Source organism: Neorhizobium alkalisoli (genome assembly GCF_007829835.1).
GTDB lineage: Bacteria > Pseudomonadota > Alphaproteobacteria > Rhizobiales > Rhizobiaceae > Neorhizobium.
This window is the reverse complement of sequence record NZ_VIWP01000006.1, coordinates 286,018-303,747: the sequence shown is the minus strand read 5'-3', so window position 1 is coordinate 303,747 and position 17,730 is coordinate 286,018. Positions and strand designations below refer to the sequence as shown.

The 17,730-nt window shown below is 60.8% G+C and carries 11 protein-coding genes; 9 read left to right on the top strand and 2 right to left on the bottom strand.

All coding sequences use genetic code 11. The annotated features are described in order from the left end of the window. Positions 1 to 15: 15 nt before the first annotated feature. On the bottom strand, positions 16 to 1,236 hold the full coding sequence (locus FHW37_RS23055) for an FAD-dependent oxidoreductase (RefSeq protein ID WP_145640623.1): 1,221 nt from the start codon (positions 1,234 to 1,236) through the stop codon (positions 16 to 18). A 236-nt stretch (positions 1,237 to 1,472) separates the two neighbouring features. Between FHW37_RS23055 and dxr the strand changes: the two genes are divergently transcribed. From dxr to FHW37_RS23040, 3 genes are all read left to right on the top strand, one after another. Next, entirely contained in the window at positions 1,473 to 2,663 is a 1,191-nt protein-coding gene (gene dxr / locus FHW37_RS23050; RefSeq protein ID WP_145640622.1) for a 1-deoxy-D-xylulose-5-phosphate reductoisomerase, read from the top strand. Between the two features lie 156 nt (positions 2,664 to 2,819). After that, on the top strand, positions 2,820 to 3,737 hold the full coding sequence (locus tag FHW37_RS23045; RefSeq protein ID WP_145640620.1) for a metal-dependent hydrolase: 918 nt from the start codon (positions 2,820 to 2,822) through the stop codon (positions 3,735 to 3,737). A gap of 13 nt (positions 3,738 to 3,750) precedes the next feature. Further along, on the top strand, positions 3,751 to 4,569 hold the full coding sequence (locus FHW37_RS23040; protein ID WP_145640619.1) for a class I SAM-dependent methyltransferase: 819 nt from the start codon (positions 3,751 to 3,753) through the stop codon (positions 4,567 to 4,569). A gap of 97 nt (positions 4,570 to 4,666) precedes the next feature. Here FHW37_RS23040 and hemA read toward each other — a convergent pair whose 3' ends face one another. Continuing rightward, positions 4,667 to 5,881, bottom strand: coding sequence for a 5-aminolevulinate synthase (gene hemA / locus FHW37_RS23035; protein WP_145640617.1), 1,215 nt, complete (start codon positions 5,879 to 5,881; stop codon positions 4,667 to 4,669). 368 nt (positions 5,882 to 6,249) lie between these two features. On the opposite strand from hemA, the gene FHW37_RS23030 reads away from it, so the two are divergent. The 6 genes from FHW37_RS23030 (at position 6,250) to FHW37_RS23005 (ending at position 17,709) form a co-directional block, all read left to right on the top strand. Further along, complete coding sequence (locus FHW37_RS23030) at positions 6,250 to 6,513, top strand: glycine zipper domain-containing protein (RefSeq protein ID WP_145640616.1); 264 nt, start codon at positions 6,250 to 6,252, stop codon at positions 6,511 to 6,513. Between the two features lie 171 nt (positions 6,514 to 6,684). Continuing rightward, positions 6,685 to 8,610: an autotransporter assembly complex protein TamA gene (locus FHW37_RS23025; RefSeq protein WP_145640614.1), complete on the top strand. Its 1,926-nt coding sequence runs from the start codon at positions 6,685 to 6,687 to the stop codon at positions 8,608 to 8,610. A 16-nt stretch (positions 8,611 to 8,626) separates the two neighbouring features. Next, complete coding sequence (locus tag FHW37_RS23020; RefSeq protein WP_145640612.1) at positions 8,627 to 13,126, top strand: translocation/assembly module TamB domain-containing protein; 4,500 nt, start codon at positions 8,627 to 8,629, stop codon at positions 13,124 to 13,126. Between the two features lie 351 nt (positions 13,127 to 13,477). After that, complete coding sequence (locus FHW37_RS23015) at positions 13,478 to 15,265, top strand: methyl-accepting chemotaxis protein (RefSeq protein ID WP_145640610.1); 1,788 nt, start codon at positions 13,478 to 13,480, stop codon at positions 15,263 to 15,265. Continuing rightward, positions 15,265 to 15,744: a chemotaxis protein CheW gene (locus tag FHW37_RS23010; protein ID WP_145640608.1), complete on the top strand. Its 480-nt coding sequence runs from the start codon at positions 15,265 to 15,267 to the stop codon at positions 15,742 to 15,744. The genes FHW37_RS23015 and FHW37_RS23010 overlap by 1 nt, the downstream gene beginning before the upstream one ends. A gap of 207 nt (positions 15,745 to 15,951) precedes the next feature. Continuing rightward, positions 15,952 to 17,709 (top strand): methyl-accepting chemotaxis protein, encoded by a 1,758-nt coding sequence (locus FHW37_RS23005; protein WP_145640607.1) that lies wholly within the window; start codon positions 15,952 to 15,954, stop codon positions 17,707 to 17,709. The last annotated feature ends 21 nt before the right edge of the window (positions 17,710 to 17,730 follow it).

Sequence of the window (17,730 nt, the reverse complement as noted above, 5' to 3'; positions counted from 1 at the left end):
CCGTTCAGGGCTGCTCTAACGCTTCTGCGGCGCCACATGCTCCATGCGAAAACCGAGCCCCATCAGGCGGCCGGCGAGATGTGCCAGCAGCGGAAACCGCGCGATGCCGCGGATGAAGGCGGGCGGCCCCTTGCGCTTTTCCTCTTTTGCTTCGTCGCTGCGCCGGCTGCTGCGCATCATCAGCTGAAGCTTCTGTGTCGCGCGTGTCGGAAAACTGCGGCGTTTCTCGACAGCGGCGAGATCCGCATCGGTCAGCCGGTTTTCCCGCAGCGGCCTTGAGAGGATATTGGCCGCCGCCACGGCATCCTGGATCGCCAGATTGACGCCGACGCCGCCGATCGGCGACATCGCATGCGCGGCATCGCCGATGCAGATCAGTCCCGACCGCCACCATTGTTTCAGCCGGTCGATCCTGACCGTCAGCAGGCTCGTGTCGTCAAAGCTCTCGATTTCCTTCATCCGTTCCGCCGGCAGCGGCGAGACATCCGCCACCCTCTGCCTAAACGCTTCGATTCCCTGCTCGCGGATCTGCGCAAACGTCGTCCGACGCACGACATAACCGCATTGCCAGTAATCGCCACGATCGATCAGCACGAACCCCTGACGCGGTCCGGCATGGCCGATAACCTCGTTCGGATCTCCGGCCTGCTTGGAAAGCTTCATCCAGACCACTTCGCTCGGAAGGCCGAAATTCTCGATCTCCAGCCCCGCTTTCTGCCGCACGATCGAATTACGACCATCGGCACCGACGACAAGGCTGGCGCGGATAGCGATCCTGCCTTCCGGAACTTTCACCGTCAGTCCGCAGATCACACCGCGGTCCTCGATCAGGCCGATGACATCCGCCTGCATCAGCAGCCTGAAATTCGGATAAGCCTTGGCGCGCTCGCTGAGGAAATTGAGAAAATCCCATTGCGGCATGAAGGCGATGAAACGGTGTTTCACCGGCAGGCGCGAAAAATCGGCCATGGTGATCGTCCGGCCGCCCATTTCCGCCGACAGTTTTGGCGCTCGCGTATGCGGCAGTTTCAGGAATTCATCGCTCAGGCCGAGCTCGTCCATCACCTGCAGCGTCGAGGGATGGATGGTGTCGCCGCGAAAATCGCGCAGGAAATCGCCGTGTTTTTCCACGACAGTGACATCGACGCCGGCCCGCGCCAGAAGGAAACCGAGCATCAGTCCGGCCGGCCCACCACCGGCAATCACGCATTGGGTCTCGATATGATCCGTGTCCATGGTGAACCTAGAATAGTTCCAGCAAAAGTGCGTAGCGGTTTTGCGTCCGGAACTGCGTCAAATCAGAGAGATAGAGCAATTTCGCGATTCGAAGAAAAGCGGAGTTGCTCTATGTCGCGCGCGACCCGGGTGGAATCAAGCTGCATGTGGTCGCAGCCGTCGTGAATTTAAGCACGCTCTTGTGAGGCGCCGCTTTCGCTTGTAGACCAGCGGTCAGTCAGAAAACAGGAATTCCCATGGCCGATCTCGGCAACAAGCGCCGCATCACTATCCTGGGCTCCACGGGCTCGATCGGGGTCAACACGCTCGATGTCGTCAACCAGCTCGGCGGGCGCGACGCCTTCGAGGTCGCCGCAATCACGGGCAATTCCAACATCGCTCTTCTTGCCGAACAGGCAAAGGCCTGCGGTGCAGAACTTGCCGTAACGGCAGACGAAAAACACTACCCTGCCCTGAAAGACGCGCTTGTCGGCACCGGTATCGAGGTTGCGGCCGGAGCCGCGGCCCTCATCGAGGCGGGCGCCCGGCCATCGGACTGGGTCATGGCAGCCATTGTCGGTACCGCCGGCCTTGCCCCCACGCTTGCCGCGGCAAGCCGTGGCGCCGATATTGGCCTTGCCAACAAGGAATGCCTGGTTTCGGCCGGCGAGCTTTTCGTCAAGGCCGTGGCGGAAGGTGGCGGACGGCTGATCCCGGTCGATAGCGAACATAGCGCCATCTTCCAGTCGCTGGAGGATGACCAGCATCACGCGGTCGAACGCATCGTCCTCACAGCATCGGGCGGCCCCTTCCGCACCTGGACACGGGAACAGATGGCAGGCGTGACAGCCGATATCGCCCGCGCTCACCCGAACTGGTCGATGGGCCTGAAAATCTCGATCGGCAGCGCCTCGATGTTCAACAAGGCGCTGGAAATGGTCGAGGCAAAACACCTCTTCAATGTCCGGCCGGAACAGATCGAAGTCATCGTCCATCCGCAGTCCGTCATCCATTCCATGGTCGGTTATTCTGATGGCTCGGTTCTGGCGCAGCTCGGCTGCCCGGACATGCGCACCGCGATCGGTTATGCACTCACCTACCCGGACCGCCCGACGCTGAATGTCGAACGGCTGGATTTTGCCAAGCTGGCAAGGCTCGATTTCGAGGCGCCGGACGAGGTGCGCTTCCCGGCCCTGCGGCTGGCACGCATGGCCCTCGAAAGGGGCGGCGTGCAGGCCGCGGTCATGAATGCGGCCGAAGAGATTTCCTTCCACGCTTTCTGCGCCGGCCGTATCGGCTTCCTCGACATGGCCGATATCGTCGAGCGGGTGATGGAAGAGATGACAAGCCACGGTTCCGCAACCACCATGGACCAGGTGTTTGCCGCCGACGCCGAAGCGCGCCGCAGGGCCGGCGATCTCATCGCCCGCAATGAACTGGCAGCCTGACCCGACCGGAACTGCCGATAACATGACCGCGAATGGACAGTTTCCGGCACAAGCCAAGTTGCCCGTCCCGCGTCTATTGGTTATGGTCGCGCCAGGTTGAAATGGCCTCCTGGCCGACCCGGCCGGACGCGGCGATGAACATGTGAGGTAACGAAGATGGCGGCGGGTTCCAGCGGAGTTGGCGGCAGCGCGAAATGGGATGGCGCGGCACCGGGCGATGACGACGAAGACATCATCCCGCGCGACATCCGTTTCGGTATTCTGGACAACCCGACTCGTCATTGGCTGGACGGCGATTTCCACAAGACGGCCCTGATCGACGGCCTGTCGATCTTCCTGCCGGAAGGCGAGCGTTACTTCATCCGTTCCCTGAAACATTACGCCGGCAAGCTGGGCGACGCGAAGCTGAAGGCAGAGATCAACGGTTATGCCGTTCAGGAAGCCTTCCACACCCGCGAACACGAAGAATATAACCGCGCACTCGCAAAGCTCGGTTATGACGTCGAGAAGATGGAAGCGCCTGTGCTGAAGACACTGCGCAGCGACAAGATCCCGATCTTCCGCCTCGCCGTCACCTGCGCCATCGAGCATCTGACGGCGACGCTTTCGACGGTGACCCTGCGCAACCCGCAATTCCTCGAAAATGCGTCTCCCGCCTATCGCCGCCTCTGGATGTGGCATGCGCTGGAGGAACTTGAGCACAAGGCCGTAGCCCTGGATGTTCTGGCCGCCGCCACGAAGAACTATTCGCCATTCAAGCGCTACATGCTGCGGACGCTGGCGTTCAATGCCGTCTGCGTCAACTTCCTGATGATCACGCTGCGAAACCTCAAGCTTTTTGCCGAAGTGGATGGCATCAAGACGGGTCCTCGCTTCTGGCTGAAATTGCTTTGGGTGACGTTCATCGCGCCGGGCTACTGGCGTAAATGCGCGCCGCTGGTGCTGAAATATTACATGCCGGGCTTCAATCCGCTCAACAAGGATGACAATGCGCTCATCCGTAAGGGCCGCGACTGGCTTTATGCAGAATTCCTGGCGCTGAGAGCCCAGAACACGCCGCCGCAGGCCGGCTGAGGATCCTATACCCATGAGCAGCCGTCTGTTTTCGAGTGTTCTCGATATCGCCACGCCTGGAAAATTTCCCCGCGCCCAGAAATGGGTCTGGCGCCGCGTCTACAATCTCCTGTCCCTGTTCTGGAAAGATTCCGACTGGCGCTTCATGAATTACGGCTACCTGCCGGAGGGCGAGCCCTTCCCGCTGAAGGCCGAGGATGAACCGGAACGTGCCTTCATCGGCCTCTATCAGCAGGCCGTCGCGGGCTTGGCCCTCGAAGGCAAGCGCGTGCTCGAAGTCGGCTCCGGCCGCGGCGGTGGATCACGTTATATCGCCCGCTACTACGCGCCGGCCTCTGTGACCGGCATGGACTATTCCCCGGAAACGGTACGCCGCGCCCGCCACCTCAACAGCGACACGCCGACCCTGTCCTTCGAGAATGGCGATGCAGAGCGTATGCCTTTCCCGGACGGCTCCTTCGATATCGTAGTCAACATCGAATCCTCGCATTGCTACGGCGATGTGCCGGCCTTCGCCCGCGAAGTTTCGCGCGTCCTGAAGCCCGGCGGCTGGTTCACCTTTGCCGACATGCGGCCGAAGAGCCAGCTTTCCGGCCTCGACGGCCAGCTCGGCGCGCCTGGCCTGGAACTGGTCGAGAAGCGCAATATCAGCCCGCGCGTCGTTGCAGCCCTCGATGCATCCGAAGGCCGCAAGCGTGAACGCATCGGCAAAGCCTGGGCGCTGCGCCGTTTCATGAGCGAGTTTTCCGGCTCCAAGGGCTCGATGCTCTACAAGGGCCTGACCGGCGGCAGCGTCGTTTACGTCGCGCGCCGCTATCGCAAGGCCGGCTGACACCCAACGTCTCCATTAAAAAAACAAAGGCCCGAAAATCGCTGGAGATTTTCGGGCCTTTGTTTTGTCTGGAAAGTAGAGCTTGGCGAACCGCCGATCAGGCGACGTGGCGGGCCAAAGCGCAACGCGACCACAGCTGATGCAGGGAACCGACGAGATGGTCGATATCGGCATCGGTATGCAGCGGCGTCGGGGTGATGCGCAGGCGCTCGGTCTTGCGCGGCACGGTCGGGTAGTTGATCGGCTGCACATAGATATCGCAGGTGTCGAGCAGGATATCCGAGATCCACTTGCACTTCGCAGCGTCGCCAACCATGACCGGCACGATATGGCTCGGGTTGTGCATGTGCGGAATGCCGTTCTGGTCGAGCATGGTGCGCAGCTTCTTGACGCGGTCCTGATGGCGCACGCGCTCGAACGGGCTTGCCTTCAGGTGCTTGATCGAGGCGATCGCGCCGGCAGCAAGCGCCGGCGGCAGCGCCGTCGTGAAGATGAAGCCGGATGCGAAGGAACGAATGAAATCGCAAAGCGCCGTCGAGGCCGCGATATAACCGCCCATCACGCCAAACGCCTTGCCGAGCGTGCCCTCGATGATCGTCACCCGGTCCATCAGGCCTTCGCGTTCGGCAATGCCGCCACCGCGCGGACCATACATGCCAACGGCATGCACTTCATCGAGATAGGTCATCGCGCCATATTTGTCGGCGAGATCGCAGATATCCTTGATCGGTGCGATATCGCCATCCATCGAATAGACGCTTTCGAAAGCGATCAGCTTCGGCGCATTCGGATCGGCAGCCGCCAGCTTGGCTTCGAGGTCGTTGAGGTCGTTATGCTTCCAGATCACCCGCTCGCACTTGCCGTGACGGATGCCTTCGATCATCGAGGCGTGGTTCAGCGCGTCGGAGAAAATGATCAGGCCGGGGATCTTCTGGCCGAGCGTGCCGAGCGACGCCCAGTTCGACATATAGCCGGAGTTGAAGATCAGCGCCGATTCCTTGCCATGCAGATCGGCAAGTTCGCGCTCGAGAAGAACGTGGTAGTGGTTGGTGCCAGAAATATTCCGGGTGCCTCCCGCACCCGCGCCACAGTGATCGATGGCTTCGTGCATGGCGGCAACCACGGCCGGGTGCTGACCCATGCCGAGATAGTCGTTGGAACACCAGACCGTGACGTCCTTGGTGCCTTCGGGCGTGTGGCGCGTCGCTCGCGGAAAACTTCCGCGCTGCCGCTCGAGATCGGCGAACACCCGGTAACGGCCTTCACTGTGAAGACCGTCCAGTTCGCTCTTGAAAAATGCCTCGAAATCCATTTCACGCTCCAAAAACTTGCCTTGGTTTTCGAACCGGCGCTGACATTCGTCAACCCGAATCCGTCGAATAAAACCAAGCTGCGGCAAAAGGCCCTGTTTTTTGGAATTATTCCAATAAAAAGATATTAGCTACCGAAAATGTGAGAATTGATATCCGTCAATCCACGGCCGGCGTCTTGGATGAAACCACCGCTGTCGCGCCGCTTTCTGCCACCGGCAGCCTTTCCGGCTTGCGGACGAAGTCCGTAACATCGTTCACAAAACAGATGGCACTTATGGACAATTGGGTCTTCGCGACTATTGTTCTCCTCGATCAACGGGGATCGGACATTGATGTCCGACCGCACAGCACAACCAAGGAGGGATTTATGAAGAAGGCTCTGGCTCTTCTCTTGCTCGGCGCTTCGCTGGCAAGCTGCACGGCGACCGAACAGGGTGCCGGCATTGGCGCCGCATCCGGCGCGATCATTGGTGGCGCTGTGACCGGCAATGTGCGCGGTGCAGCCGTCGGCGCTGCAATCGGTGGCGTTTCGGGCGCCGTGATCGGCAATGTCGCCGAACAGCCGGGACAGTGCTACTACCGCGACCGTTACGGCCGCCGCTATATCGACGATTGCCCGCGCCGCTACTGATCATAAGGGTCGCGTTTCAGCTGTGGCCCCGGAGCAAGGTCCGGGGCTTTTTCTTTTATGAAAACATGCTGAGATAAGGAAAAGGGTACCCTGCCCGTCCTTTTGCGGTTACAGAGGTTTAGGGCCGGAGATGACCACCGGCAGCAATGAGAAGTCGATATAAGTCAGCGTATGCCAAACGACACCAACGGGCGGAAGAAGGAGTGGCCTTACCGGCATGCCGGTTCCGTGGCGGTCGTCGCGGCAGCCCTTCTGTGCTCGCCCGTACTCGTGGACAATGCATTCGCCTTCAAGCTCTTCGGCATGACGATTTTTGGCGATGACGAGGATACGGTCGAAGTCATCGATCCGGTACGCTACGAAGCGACACTCAATGCCGGTGATGCCGATGACGATCTCAAGGATCGCCTTGAGAGCGCCGCAGCCCTGATCACCGACGAAAAACAGCCGGTTTCCGGTGATCTCGGCGTCGTCATCAAGGCACGCGAGGACCGCGAAAGGCTGATCGCCGTGCTTTACGAAGAGGCGCGGTATGGCGGCACCGTGAATATTTCCGTTGCCGGCACCGATATCGACAACCTGCCGCCCAACCCGACCTTCGATCACTCCAAGCCGGTTCCGGTCACCGTCAATATCGCGCCCGGTCCCGTCTTCAAGCTCGGCGCCGTCCATTTCGAGGGCAATGCCGCCGGCAAGGATCCGGCCGCCTACGATCTGGTGACTGGCGAGACGGCTGGCTCACGGCTGATTCTGAAAGCCGGCGAAAAGCTTCTTGTCGACCTGAAGAACGAAGGCCATCCACTGGCCAAGCTGACAAAACGGCAGGTAACCGCCGATCATCGCACCGATACGGTCGATGTCGTGCTGGGCGCCGTCAGCGGACCGGTCGCATCCTTCGGACAAGTCGCAACCAAGGGATCGCGCAGTGTCGACCCCGCTTTCATCACCCGCTATTCACGCCTCGACAAGGGCGGGCGTTACTCGCCCGAACAGCTGAAGAAGGCGAATGATCGCCTGCGCGAGCTCGGCGTCTTTTCGAGCGTGACGATTCACGAGGCCGACAAGCTGGCGCCGGATGGCACGCTGCCGCTGACGATCGAAGTATCGGACGGCAAGCAGCGCTATTTCGGCTTCGGCGCCGAATTCTCATCAATCGACGGTGCAGGCCTGCAGGGTTACTGGGGCCATCGCAACCTGTTCGGCGAAGCGGAATCGCTGCGGATCGAAGGCAAGATTTCCGGCATCGGCGCGACCGACGTCAGCACATTCGACTATTCGGCCGGCATCATCTTCACCAAGCCGGGCGCGATCGTTCCGGAAGCGACCTTTGAATCACGGCTGGAAGCCAAGAGCGAGAATCCCGAGGATATCTACGAGGCCCAGTCGCTTACCTATTCCGCCGGCTTCTCCTACGAGCTCAACGATACAGACAAGCTGACGGCCGGCGGCGAGATCGCCTATATCCGCAGCGACGACGTTTTCGGCAAGAAGACCTACCTGACCTTCAGCACGCCTTTCGGCTACGAACGCGATACCCGCGACAACAAGCTCGATCCGACGGAAGGGTATCACGCCACGCTGTCGGCCAAGCCAAGCTACGAGTTCATCAGGCAGAATATTTTCTCGTCCTTCGAGGGCTCCATCTCCGGTTATCTCGGCGTTGGCTCCGAGGATCAGGTCGTCTTTGCAGGCAAGCTTGCGGCCGGCACGCTGGTCGGCGGCGGCAGTCTCGAGAACATCCCGCCGCTACGCCGTTTTTATGCCGGTGGCGGCGGATCGGTGCGCGGCTATTCCTATCGGGAAATTTCGCCTTATAACGACAATGACGAAGCGTTCGGGGGCCGATCTTATGTGCTCGCCTCTTTCGAAACGCGCGTAAAAGTGTCAGATAAAATTGGCATTGTGCCTTTTATCGATGTCGGAACGGTTTCGACCGAAATCGTGCCTGATTTTTCTGATATACGAGCCGGCGCCGGGATCGGGGTGCGCTATGCCACACCTTTCGGGCCGCTGAGACTGGATGTCGCGCTACCGCTGCGACGCTACGACGGCGGCAGCCAATATGGGATTTATGCCGGCATAGGCCAGGCGTTCTAAGGGTAAAGTATCGAGCATGATGCTGATGGTCCGCCTGTTGAGATGGGTTCTGAAAGCCGCAATCGCGGCTATCGGAATTCTTTTCGTCATGGGCATTGGCGTCGTCCTGTTCGTCGCCTTCACGCCGGTCGGTGGCAACCTTGCCGCAGAGCGGATTTCCGCGCTCGTCTCGACACCGGACCGCAAGATCACCTTCTCGCGGCCGGAGGGATTGCTGTCCGGTGACTTGCGGATCGACACACTCACCCTCTCGGACGATGCGGGCGCCTATGCCGAGATCGGCGGCATCAATGTCGAATGGTCACCCACCGCGCTGGTAAGCGGCGTCTTCCGTGCGGAAAAAATTTCCGCCGATACGGTCAACTTCATTCGCCCGCCACAGCCGCCGAAGCCGACCAAGACGCAGACAACGACGACGAAATCCGGATCGCAGCTGCCGGTCGGCATTCGCGTCGCCCAGATCGACCTTCCCGACATCAATCTCGCCCAGGCCCTGTCCGGCCGCGATTTTGCACTGTCTCTGAAAGGATCCATCGACGCCACCGGCCCGAATATTTCGCTCAATCTCGAAGCGACCCGTAAGGACGAGGCCGACGCCAAGGCGCTTGCCGATATCGTCTATGCTCCGTCTGAAAACCGTCTGACACTTAAAGCTTCGGTCGCCGAGCCGCAGGGCGGCCTGCTTGCCCGCCTTCTGCGTCTTCCCGGCGCCCCTGCCGTCAAGCTCGGGCTCGATGGCGAAGGTCCGCTTTCGAACTGGACCGGCCAGCTGGACGGCAGCGTCGGCGACACGCCGGTCATCTCCGTCACCGGCAAGCACCTTCTCGTCGCCAACGGCGTTCACAGCATCCAGATCACCGGCGGCGGCCAGCTCGCAACCCTGATGCCCCCGGCCTTCCGGGCGTTGGTAGATGGAACGACCGACATCAACATCGCCGCCACCTACGCACCTTCCGGCCGCGTGGACATCCAGAAGGGCGACCTGACCTCCGGCGCCGTCAAGGTCTCGGCCAAGGGCGCCTGGGACCCGACCGGCGACAACAGCCTGACGGTCGGTGTTGCCGGTACCAAGGGCGCCGTTCCCTTCACCTGGCCGATCAATGGCGAAGACAGCCACTTCTCCTTCGAATCGATCAATTTCACCCTGACCGGCGCTGCAGCCTCCGCCCGTTTCAACGCGACGGCCGCACTGAGCTCCGCTGAACTGCCGCAGGGCCGCTTCAAGCAGATCAGGCTGCAGGCCGAAAGCGAGGATCTCGACCTGATCCAGCGCGCCGGCAGCATCCGCAGTCGCTTGACGGTTGCCCAGCTGAAATTCACCAATGACGACCTGAACCGGCTGATCAAGGGACCGGTCACGCTCGACGCACCGCTGCGCCTTGCTCCGCCGGCAATCGGCCTCGATGCCGCCACGTTTGAAAGCGCCGGCCTGAACGGTACGATCAGCGGCGCCTATGACACATCGAAGCAGTCCGTTACCGGCAATTTCCGCCTGTCGGCCAACCCGTCCGTCATGCCGCCGACGCTCTCGGTCAAATTCGATGGCGCCATCGCCGCGGAAGGTTATATAGAAGCGTCCCCGGCCACCGACCGCATCAGCCTCGAAAACATCGTCGTCAAGTCCAGCGCGCTTGAAGCCCATGGGAATGTCCTTCTCGACAAGGGCAAGCTGAATGGCCGCCTCGCAGGTCGCGTGCCGGATATCAAGAAGTGGCTGACCGACGCCGAGGGCGCTGCGGGCTTCGACATCTCCGCCCAGGGCCCTCTCGACGCCGTTGCCGTCAAGGCAATTGTCAACTCCGCCGAAGCCCGGCTCGTTGGCCGCAAGCTTCAGGACCTGAGTTTCACGCTGACCGGCACGGCCAATTCGAGCGCGCCGCAGGGCCGCCTCGTCGCCACAGGGTCTCTGGATGGTCAGGCGATCCGCATCAATGCCGATGTCCAGTCTGCCAATGGCCAGACGACGGCGCCGGCGATCACCGCGGAAATCGGCCGCAACAAGCTGACCGGATCGCTCGCCTTCTCTCCCGAATTCATCCCCTCCGGCAAGATCGATTTCGACTTCCCCGACGTCTCGCTTCTGGCAGCCCTCGCCGCCCAGCAGGCGCAAGGCGATCTGCATGGCTCGGCCACCTTCGCCAATACCGGCGGCAAGGGTTCGGCGGTCATCAAGGCCGAGGGCTCGGCGCTCCGTCGCGGTTCCATCGAGATCCTGCAGCCGAATGTCGATCTGACCATTCCGGATCTGAAGCAGATCGCGGCGGAAGGTTCGATCAAGGCGCAGCGGCTCGCAAGCGGTGCGAACGGCCTCGACAATATCGTGCTCGGCGTCACCCATGGCGGAACGACGACTGCCTTCGACCTTGCGGCCAATTTCCAAAACGAACCGCTGAAGAGCACCGGCGCGCTACAGACCGCCGGTGGCCTGACGGTCGAGATCAACACATTCAGCGCCATCGCCCGCAACATTCCCGTCGAGCTGAAGGCACCGACCAGGATCGGCATCGCCAACGGCAATGCCCGTTTCGAAGGCCTGACCCTCGGCACCGGAGATGGCCGTGTCACCGTGGCCGGCACCGCCGGTTCGACGCTGGACCTGAATGCCACGATCAGCGCCCTGCCGGCTGCCCTGATCAACACCTTCGTCCCCGCAATCAATGCCGCAGGCACGATTTCCGGCACGATCAACGCCACCGGTGCGGTTTCCGCGCCTTCGATCCGCTATGATTTAGAATGGAGTGATGCCCAGCTTCGCCAGACGCGCGACGCCGGCATCGCTCCATTTCACCTTGCAGCTGCCGGGCGCTTCGCCGACCGTACAGTCACACTAGACAAGACGCAGCTGACGGGAAGCGGCGGCCTTGACCTCGATGCCACCGGGCGCGTGGTCCTGAATGCCGATGGTGCACCGACGCTCGACATCAATGCGAATGCCAAAGCCATCCCTGCAGCACTTGCCGATGCCTTCGCGCCGGGCCTTGGTGCAAAGGGCACGATTTCCGGAACCGTGAAGGCAACCGGCACGCCCGAGGCGCCGAGCGTCCGTTACGATCTGAAATGGGCAGATGCCGCCGTCAGCCAGACCGCGACGGCCGGCGTCACCAGCATGGATGTGACTGCCAATGGCACGTTCGCACAGCAGAAGGTGACGTTGAACATCAAGCTCTCCGGCGGTGGCGGCATTGCCCTGTCGGGCGGCGGTGCGATCTCGCTTGCCGGCGCGAAGCCGCTGGATCTGAAGTTCAACGGCAACTTCCCCTTCTCCGTTCTCGCCGGCCAGCTCGCCGCGCAGGGACTGGTGCTGGAGGGCACTGCCAATGTCGATCTCGCGATCGGCGGCACAGCGGCGGCACCTGCGATCAGCGGCACCCTGTCGTCGAGCGGCTCACGCCTGATCGACGCCCGCCACAACCTCGCCATTACCGACCTCGCGGCCAATATCGCGCTGGAAAAGAACCGGGCCGTCATCAACCGGCTGGGCGGCACGCTCGGCGGCGGCGGAAAAGTTTCCATCGATGGCAATATCGGCATCGAATCGGGCTCCGGTTTCCCGGCAGACCTGCGCATCGCCCTCGACAAGGCGAATTACGCCGATGGCAACCTGTTTGCCGTGACCGCGGACGGTGCCCTGACGATCAAGGGGCCGCTGACATCCGGTCCCGTTCTCGGCGGCCGCGTCACGTTGACCAAGGCCTCGATCACCGTGCCGGCCAAGCTTCCGACGTCGCTTGCCTCGGTCGATATCCGTCACCGCAACGCGCCGGCGGACGTGCTGAAGCAGATGGAGGAGATCCGTCCGAAGAGCGCCAGCGGCGCCAGCGATCCGATCGCGCTCGATCTGCAGATAGAGGCTCCGAACGGCATTTTCGTACGCGGACGCGGGATCGATGCCGAACTCGGCGGCGGGCTGACCATCAAGGGCAATGCGGTCGCGCCGGCTATCTCCGGTGGCTTCGACATGCGCCGTGGCCGCATCGTCATCCTTGCCAAGCGCCTCGACTTCGAGAGCGGCAAGATCACCTTCGGCGGCGGTCTGGTGCCGATCCTCGATCTCAAGGCAAACACGACCTCGTCGCAGACCACGATCACCGTCAACGTCACCGGCGTTGCCAACGATCCGGATATCACCTTCTCCTCCTCGCCGGCATTGCCGCAGGATGAGGTTCTGGCACGACTGATCTTCGGCCAGTCCATGTCGCGCCTGTCACCGCTGCAGATCGCCCAGCTCGCCGACGCCGTCAGCCAGCTTGCAGGCGGCGGCTCTTCGTCGCTGCTGGAGACCCTGCGCAGCAATCTCGGCGTCGATGATCTGGATATCAGCACCGACTCCACCGGGCAGACGACCGTCTCGGTCGGCCGCTACATCAACAACCGCACCTATTTCCAGGTCGAGCAGGGCGGCCAGAACGGCGCACAGGCAACGATCAATCTCGATGTCGGACGCGGCGTGAAACTCAAGGCCGGCGCAGGCACGACAGGCGGCACAGCCGGCGTATTCTACGAACACGAATACTGATCCTGGCAACCTTCAACTTCGGAAGGTTATCCGTGCAACGGCAGCGCTCTTACAGCGAGCGCATTAAATTAGAAGTATCTAATAATATAGATTTACAGAATTTGCATGGGTCATTTAACATTTAGAAATACATCATAAGTATTTTTCTCAACCACGAACCACCCATAGCGGGTATGGCCGCGCCATTTGCTGCGATTATGCACACAATGGTTGCATATCGCATTGTTTCTCTTGACCTATTATTAATTGGTACTGGCTATTATTAGCACAGACTTGAGGCTGTATTGCGCCAGTATATTGGGTGCAAGCACTGCTTCGGGTGGGGTACCAAGCATTAGCCGGAGCGGCAAGATGTCTATATTTTCATTCCCAGGCGCGGACGCGAGAGCGGTCATCGCGGCTGTCAGCAGATCACAAGCCATTATTGAATTCGATCCGTCGGGAACGATCCTGACCGCCAACGAAAACTTCTGCAAGGCACTCGGTTACAGCCTGTCGGAGATCGTCGGCAAGCATCATAGCATCTTTTGCGAGCCCGCTTTCGTGGCATCCCCGGAATACAAGAGTTTCTGGGCGCGTCTCGGCCGCGGCGAATATGACGACGGCACCTACAAGCGGATCGGCAAGGGTGGCACGGAAGTCTGGATCCAGGCCTCCTACAATCCGGTTATGGCCGGCGGCAAGCCCTACAAGGTCGTCAAATTTGCAACCGATATCACCGAGGCAAAACAGAAGGCTGCGGAAGACGCCGGCAAGATCAGCGCCATTTCCCGCACCCAGGCCGTCATCGAGTTCACCACCAAGGGTGACATTCTGACCGCCAACGACAATTTTCTATCCTGCCTCGGTTACACGCTGGACGAGGTCGTCGGCAAACATCACAGCATGTTCTGCGAACCGTCCTTCCGCGACAGCGGCGAATACCGGGAATTCTGGGCGAAACTCGCGTCCGGCCAGCCCATCTCCGCCGAGTTCAAGCGGATCGGCAAGGGCGGCAAGGAAGTCTGGATCCAGGCTTCCTACAATCCGATCTTCGACGCCGAAGGCCGCGTCTTCAAGGTCGTGAAGTTCGCGACCGATATCACCGAGCGCGTCCGCGCCGTCGGCGAGATTGCCGGCAGCCTGCATGCGCTGTCGGAAGGTGACCTGACGGCCCGTATCGAAAAGCCGTTCATCCCGACGCTTGAGCAGATCCGCGTCGATCTCAACGGCGCGCTGGAAAAGCTCTCGCAGGCGATGAAGGCCGTCGGCTCCAATGCCGAAGGCATTGCCAGCGGATCGGGCGAAGTGCGCCAGGCTTCGGACAGCCTCTCTGCACGTACAGAACAACAGGCAGCGGCCGTTGAAGAAACGGCAGCCGCTCTGGAAGAGATCACCCGCGCGGTCGCCGACAGCGCCAAGCGGGCCGAGGAAGCCGGCGCCCTCGTGCTGCGCACCAAGTCCGGCGCAGAACACTCAGGCAGCATCGTTCGCACCGCCGTCGGTGCCATGGGCGAGATCGCGAAATCCTCGCGCGAGATTTCCAGCATTATCGGCGTCATCGACGAGATCGCCTTCCAGACCAACCTGCTTGCCCTGAACGCCGGTGTCGAAGCCGCGCGTGCCGGTGAAGCCGGCAAGGGTTTTGCCGTTGTCGCCCAGGAAGTACGTGAACTGGCACAGCGCTCCGCGCAGGCGGCCAAGGAAATCAAGACGCTGATCAACACCTCCTCCGAACAGGTGACCCGCGGTGTCGGCCTTGTAGACGAGACCGGCAAGGCGCTGGAACAGATCCTCGTTCAGGTCGCCGAGATCGACGGCAATGTCGCCGCCATCGTCGAGGCTTCCCGCGAACAGTCGACCGGGCTGAAGGAAATCAGCAACGCCGTCAACTCGATGGACCAGAACACCCAGCAGAACGCTGCCATGGTAGAACAGACGACGGCGGCCAGCCATAGTCTTGCGCGGGAAGCCGAGATGTTAAGGGATTTGCTCGCACGGTTTAGATTTGGGCAATACTCTTCCGTTAATGTCGTACAAGTACGGCCGGATGCCCGCCCAATCGCATCGGCAGCACACAAGCACAGGGCAACAGGAACGCGCAGCGGCTCGGCCAATGCGGCTGTTGCCAAGGCACCGGACAACTGGGAAGAATTCTGATGGCTGCACCGATCAATACCAAAAGCTACAGCGGTGACACGCTGGAAATCATTGCCTTCCGGCTTCATGATCAGGAATTCTGCGTGAAGACGACGACGATCCGCGAAATCCGCGGATGGGCGCCTTCGACGCCGATCCCGCATGCACCGGCCGATGTCATCGGTGTCATGAACCTGCGTGGCTCGGTCATCCCGATCATCGACCTCGCATTCAAGCTCGGTATGAAGAGCACGGTTGCCAACGAGCGCAGCGCCATCGTCGTTGCCGAAGTCCACAACATGGTCATCGGCATGCTGGTCGACCGCGTTTCGGACATCCTGACGATTGCCGCAAGCCAGGTTCAGCCGGTTCCGGAAATTTCCGCTTCCTTCGACAAATCCTTCTCCGAAGGCATCATCGCCAATGAAAACGGCATGATCTGCTTCCTGAACCTCTCCAAGATGTTCAAGGGCACCGAAGTAGAAGAACTCGCTGCTTAAGCTGACAAATACATGAAGTTTAAAAGAGCCGCGCTGCCACCAGCGCGGCTCTTTTATTTTTTACTCGCCTGGAACATTTTCAAATTTAATAAATCTCTTTTTAATATTTGCACTCTCTAATATAAGCAGGGTTCCAGCCCACCCACCGGATGGCAGCTGAACACAGGCGGCATGCGACGAACCCGCGCCCGCCAATAGGGATGGACAATGCTGGGATTGAGCAAATCGGGCGATCTTCATCGCATATTCGATGCGATATCGCGGTCGCAGGCCATTATCGAATTCGACACGACCGGCATCATCCTCGACGCCAACGAGAATTTCTGCCAGGCGCTGGGTTATTCGCTCTCCGAGATCAAAGGCAAACATCACCGCATGTTCTGCGAGGCCGATTATGTCGCCTCGGCGGAATATCGGAACTTCTGGACCAATCTGGCGACCGGCCATTTCGACAGCGGCGAATACAAGCGCCTCACCAAGACCGGCCAGGAAATCTGGATCCAAGCATCCTACAATCCGGTCCTGCGCGGCGGAAAGCCTTACAAGGTCGTCAAATTCGCATCCGACATCACTGCCGTGAAAATGAAGGCGACGGAAGACGCCAACAAGCTTCTCGCCATCAGCCGCTCCCAGGCGATCATCGAATTCACACCGCAGGGCGAGATCCTCACCGCCAACGAGAATTTCTGCAACGGCCTCGGTTATGACCTGTCGGAGATCAAGGGTCGCCATCACCGCATGTTCTGCGAGCCGACCTACGCCGCCTCCCCCGCCTATGGCGAATTCTGGAAGAAGCTCGAAGGTGGCGAATTCGTTGCCGACGAATTCGTCCGCTTCGGCAAGGGTGGCAAGGAAATCTGGATCCAGGCCGCCTACAACCCGATCCGTGACATCAACGGCAAGGTGACCAAGGTCGTGAAATTCGCGACCGACGTGACGCCCCGCATGAGCGCCATCGGCATGCTCGGCCGCGGCCTGCGCGATCTCGCCGATGGGAAACTCGCCCAGTCGCTCGATACGACCTTCGTTCCCAGCATGGAAGCGACACGTCACGACTTCAACGCCGTTGCCGCAAAACTGCGCGATGCCATGCAGGTCGTCTCGCAGAACGCATCCGGCATCGCCGCCGCTTCGGGCGAAGTGCGCGACGCATCGCAGGAACTTGCCAAGCGCACTGAACAACAGGCCGCTGCCCTCGAACAGGCCGCAGCCGCGATCGAACAGGTGACCCGCACGGTCGGCGATTCCAGCCAGCGTGCCGAGGACGCCGGCCGCCTCGTCACCACGACGCGGGAAAATGCCGAGGAGTCCGGCCTTGTTGTCCGCGACGCGATCGGCGCCATGGACGAGATCGCCAAATCCTCGCATGAGATCACCAATATCATCAGCGTCATCGACGACATCGCCTTCCAGACCAATCTTCTGGCCCTGAATGCCGGTGTCGAGGCAGCCCGTGCCGGTGAAGCGGGCAAGGGTTTTGCGGTCGTCGCCCAGGAAGTCCGTGAACTTGCCCAGCGCTCGGCAAAGGCAGCCAAGGAAATCAAGACGCTGATCAATACCTCGAGCCATCAGGTTTCGAACGGCGTCGATCTCGTCGGCCGAACCGGCGCCTCGCTGAAAGACATGCTGACCCAGGTCGCCAGCATCCACGAAAATATCGGCGCCATCGTCGATGCCTCTCGCGAACAGACAAGCAGCCTGCGTGAGATCAGTCAGGCCGTGAACCAGATCGACCAGGCGACCCAGAAAAATGCCGCCATGGTCGAGGAAACGACGGCGGCCAGCCACTCGCTTGCCAGCGAGGCGGAAAGCCTGCGCGGCCTGATCGCCCAGTTCGATGTCGGCGCGCCGCAGCCTGGATCGTATCATCAGCCGGCCGAAAGGCCACCCGTGATGCCCCGGACCGCGCCGCTACGCATGGCCCATGCCAACCTCAAGAACGCAGCAGGCTGGGAAGATTTCTGATCCTGAATGGGCGGTGACGAA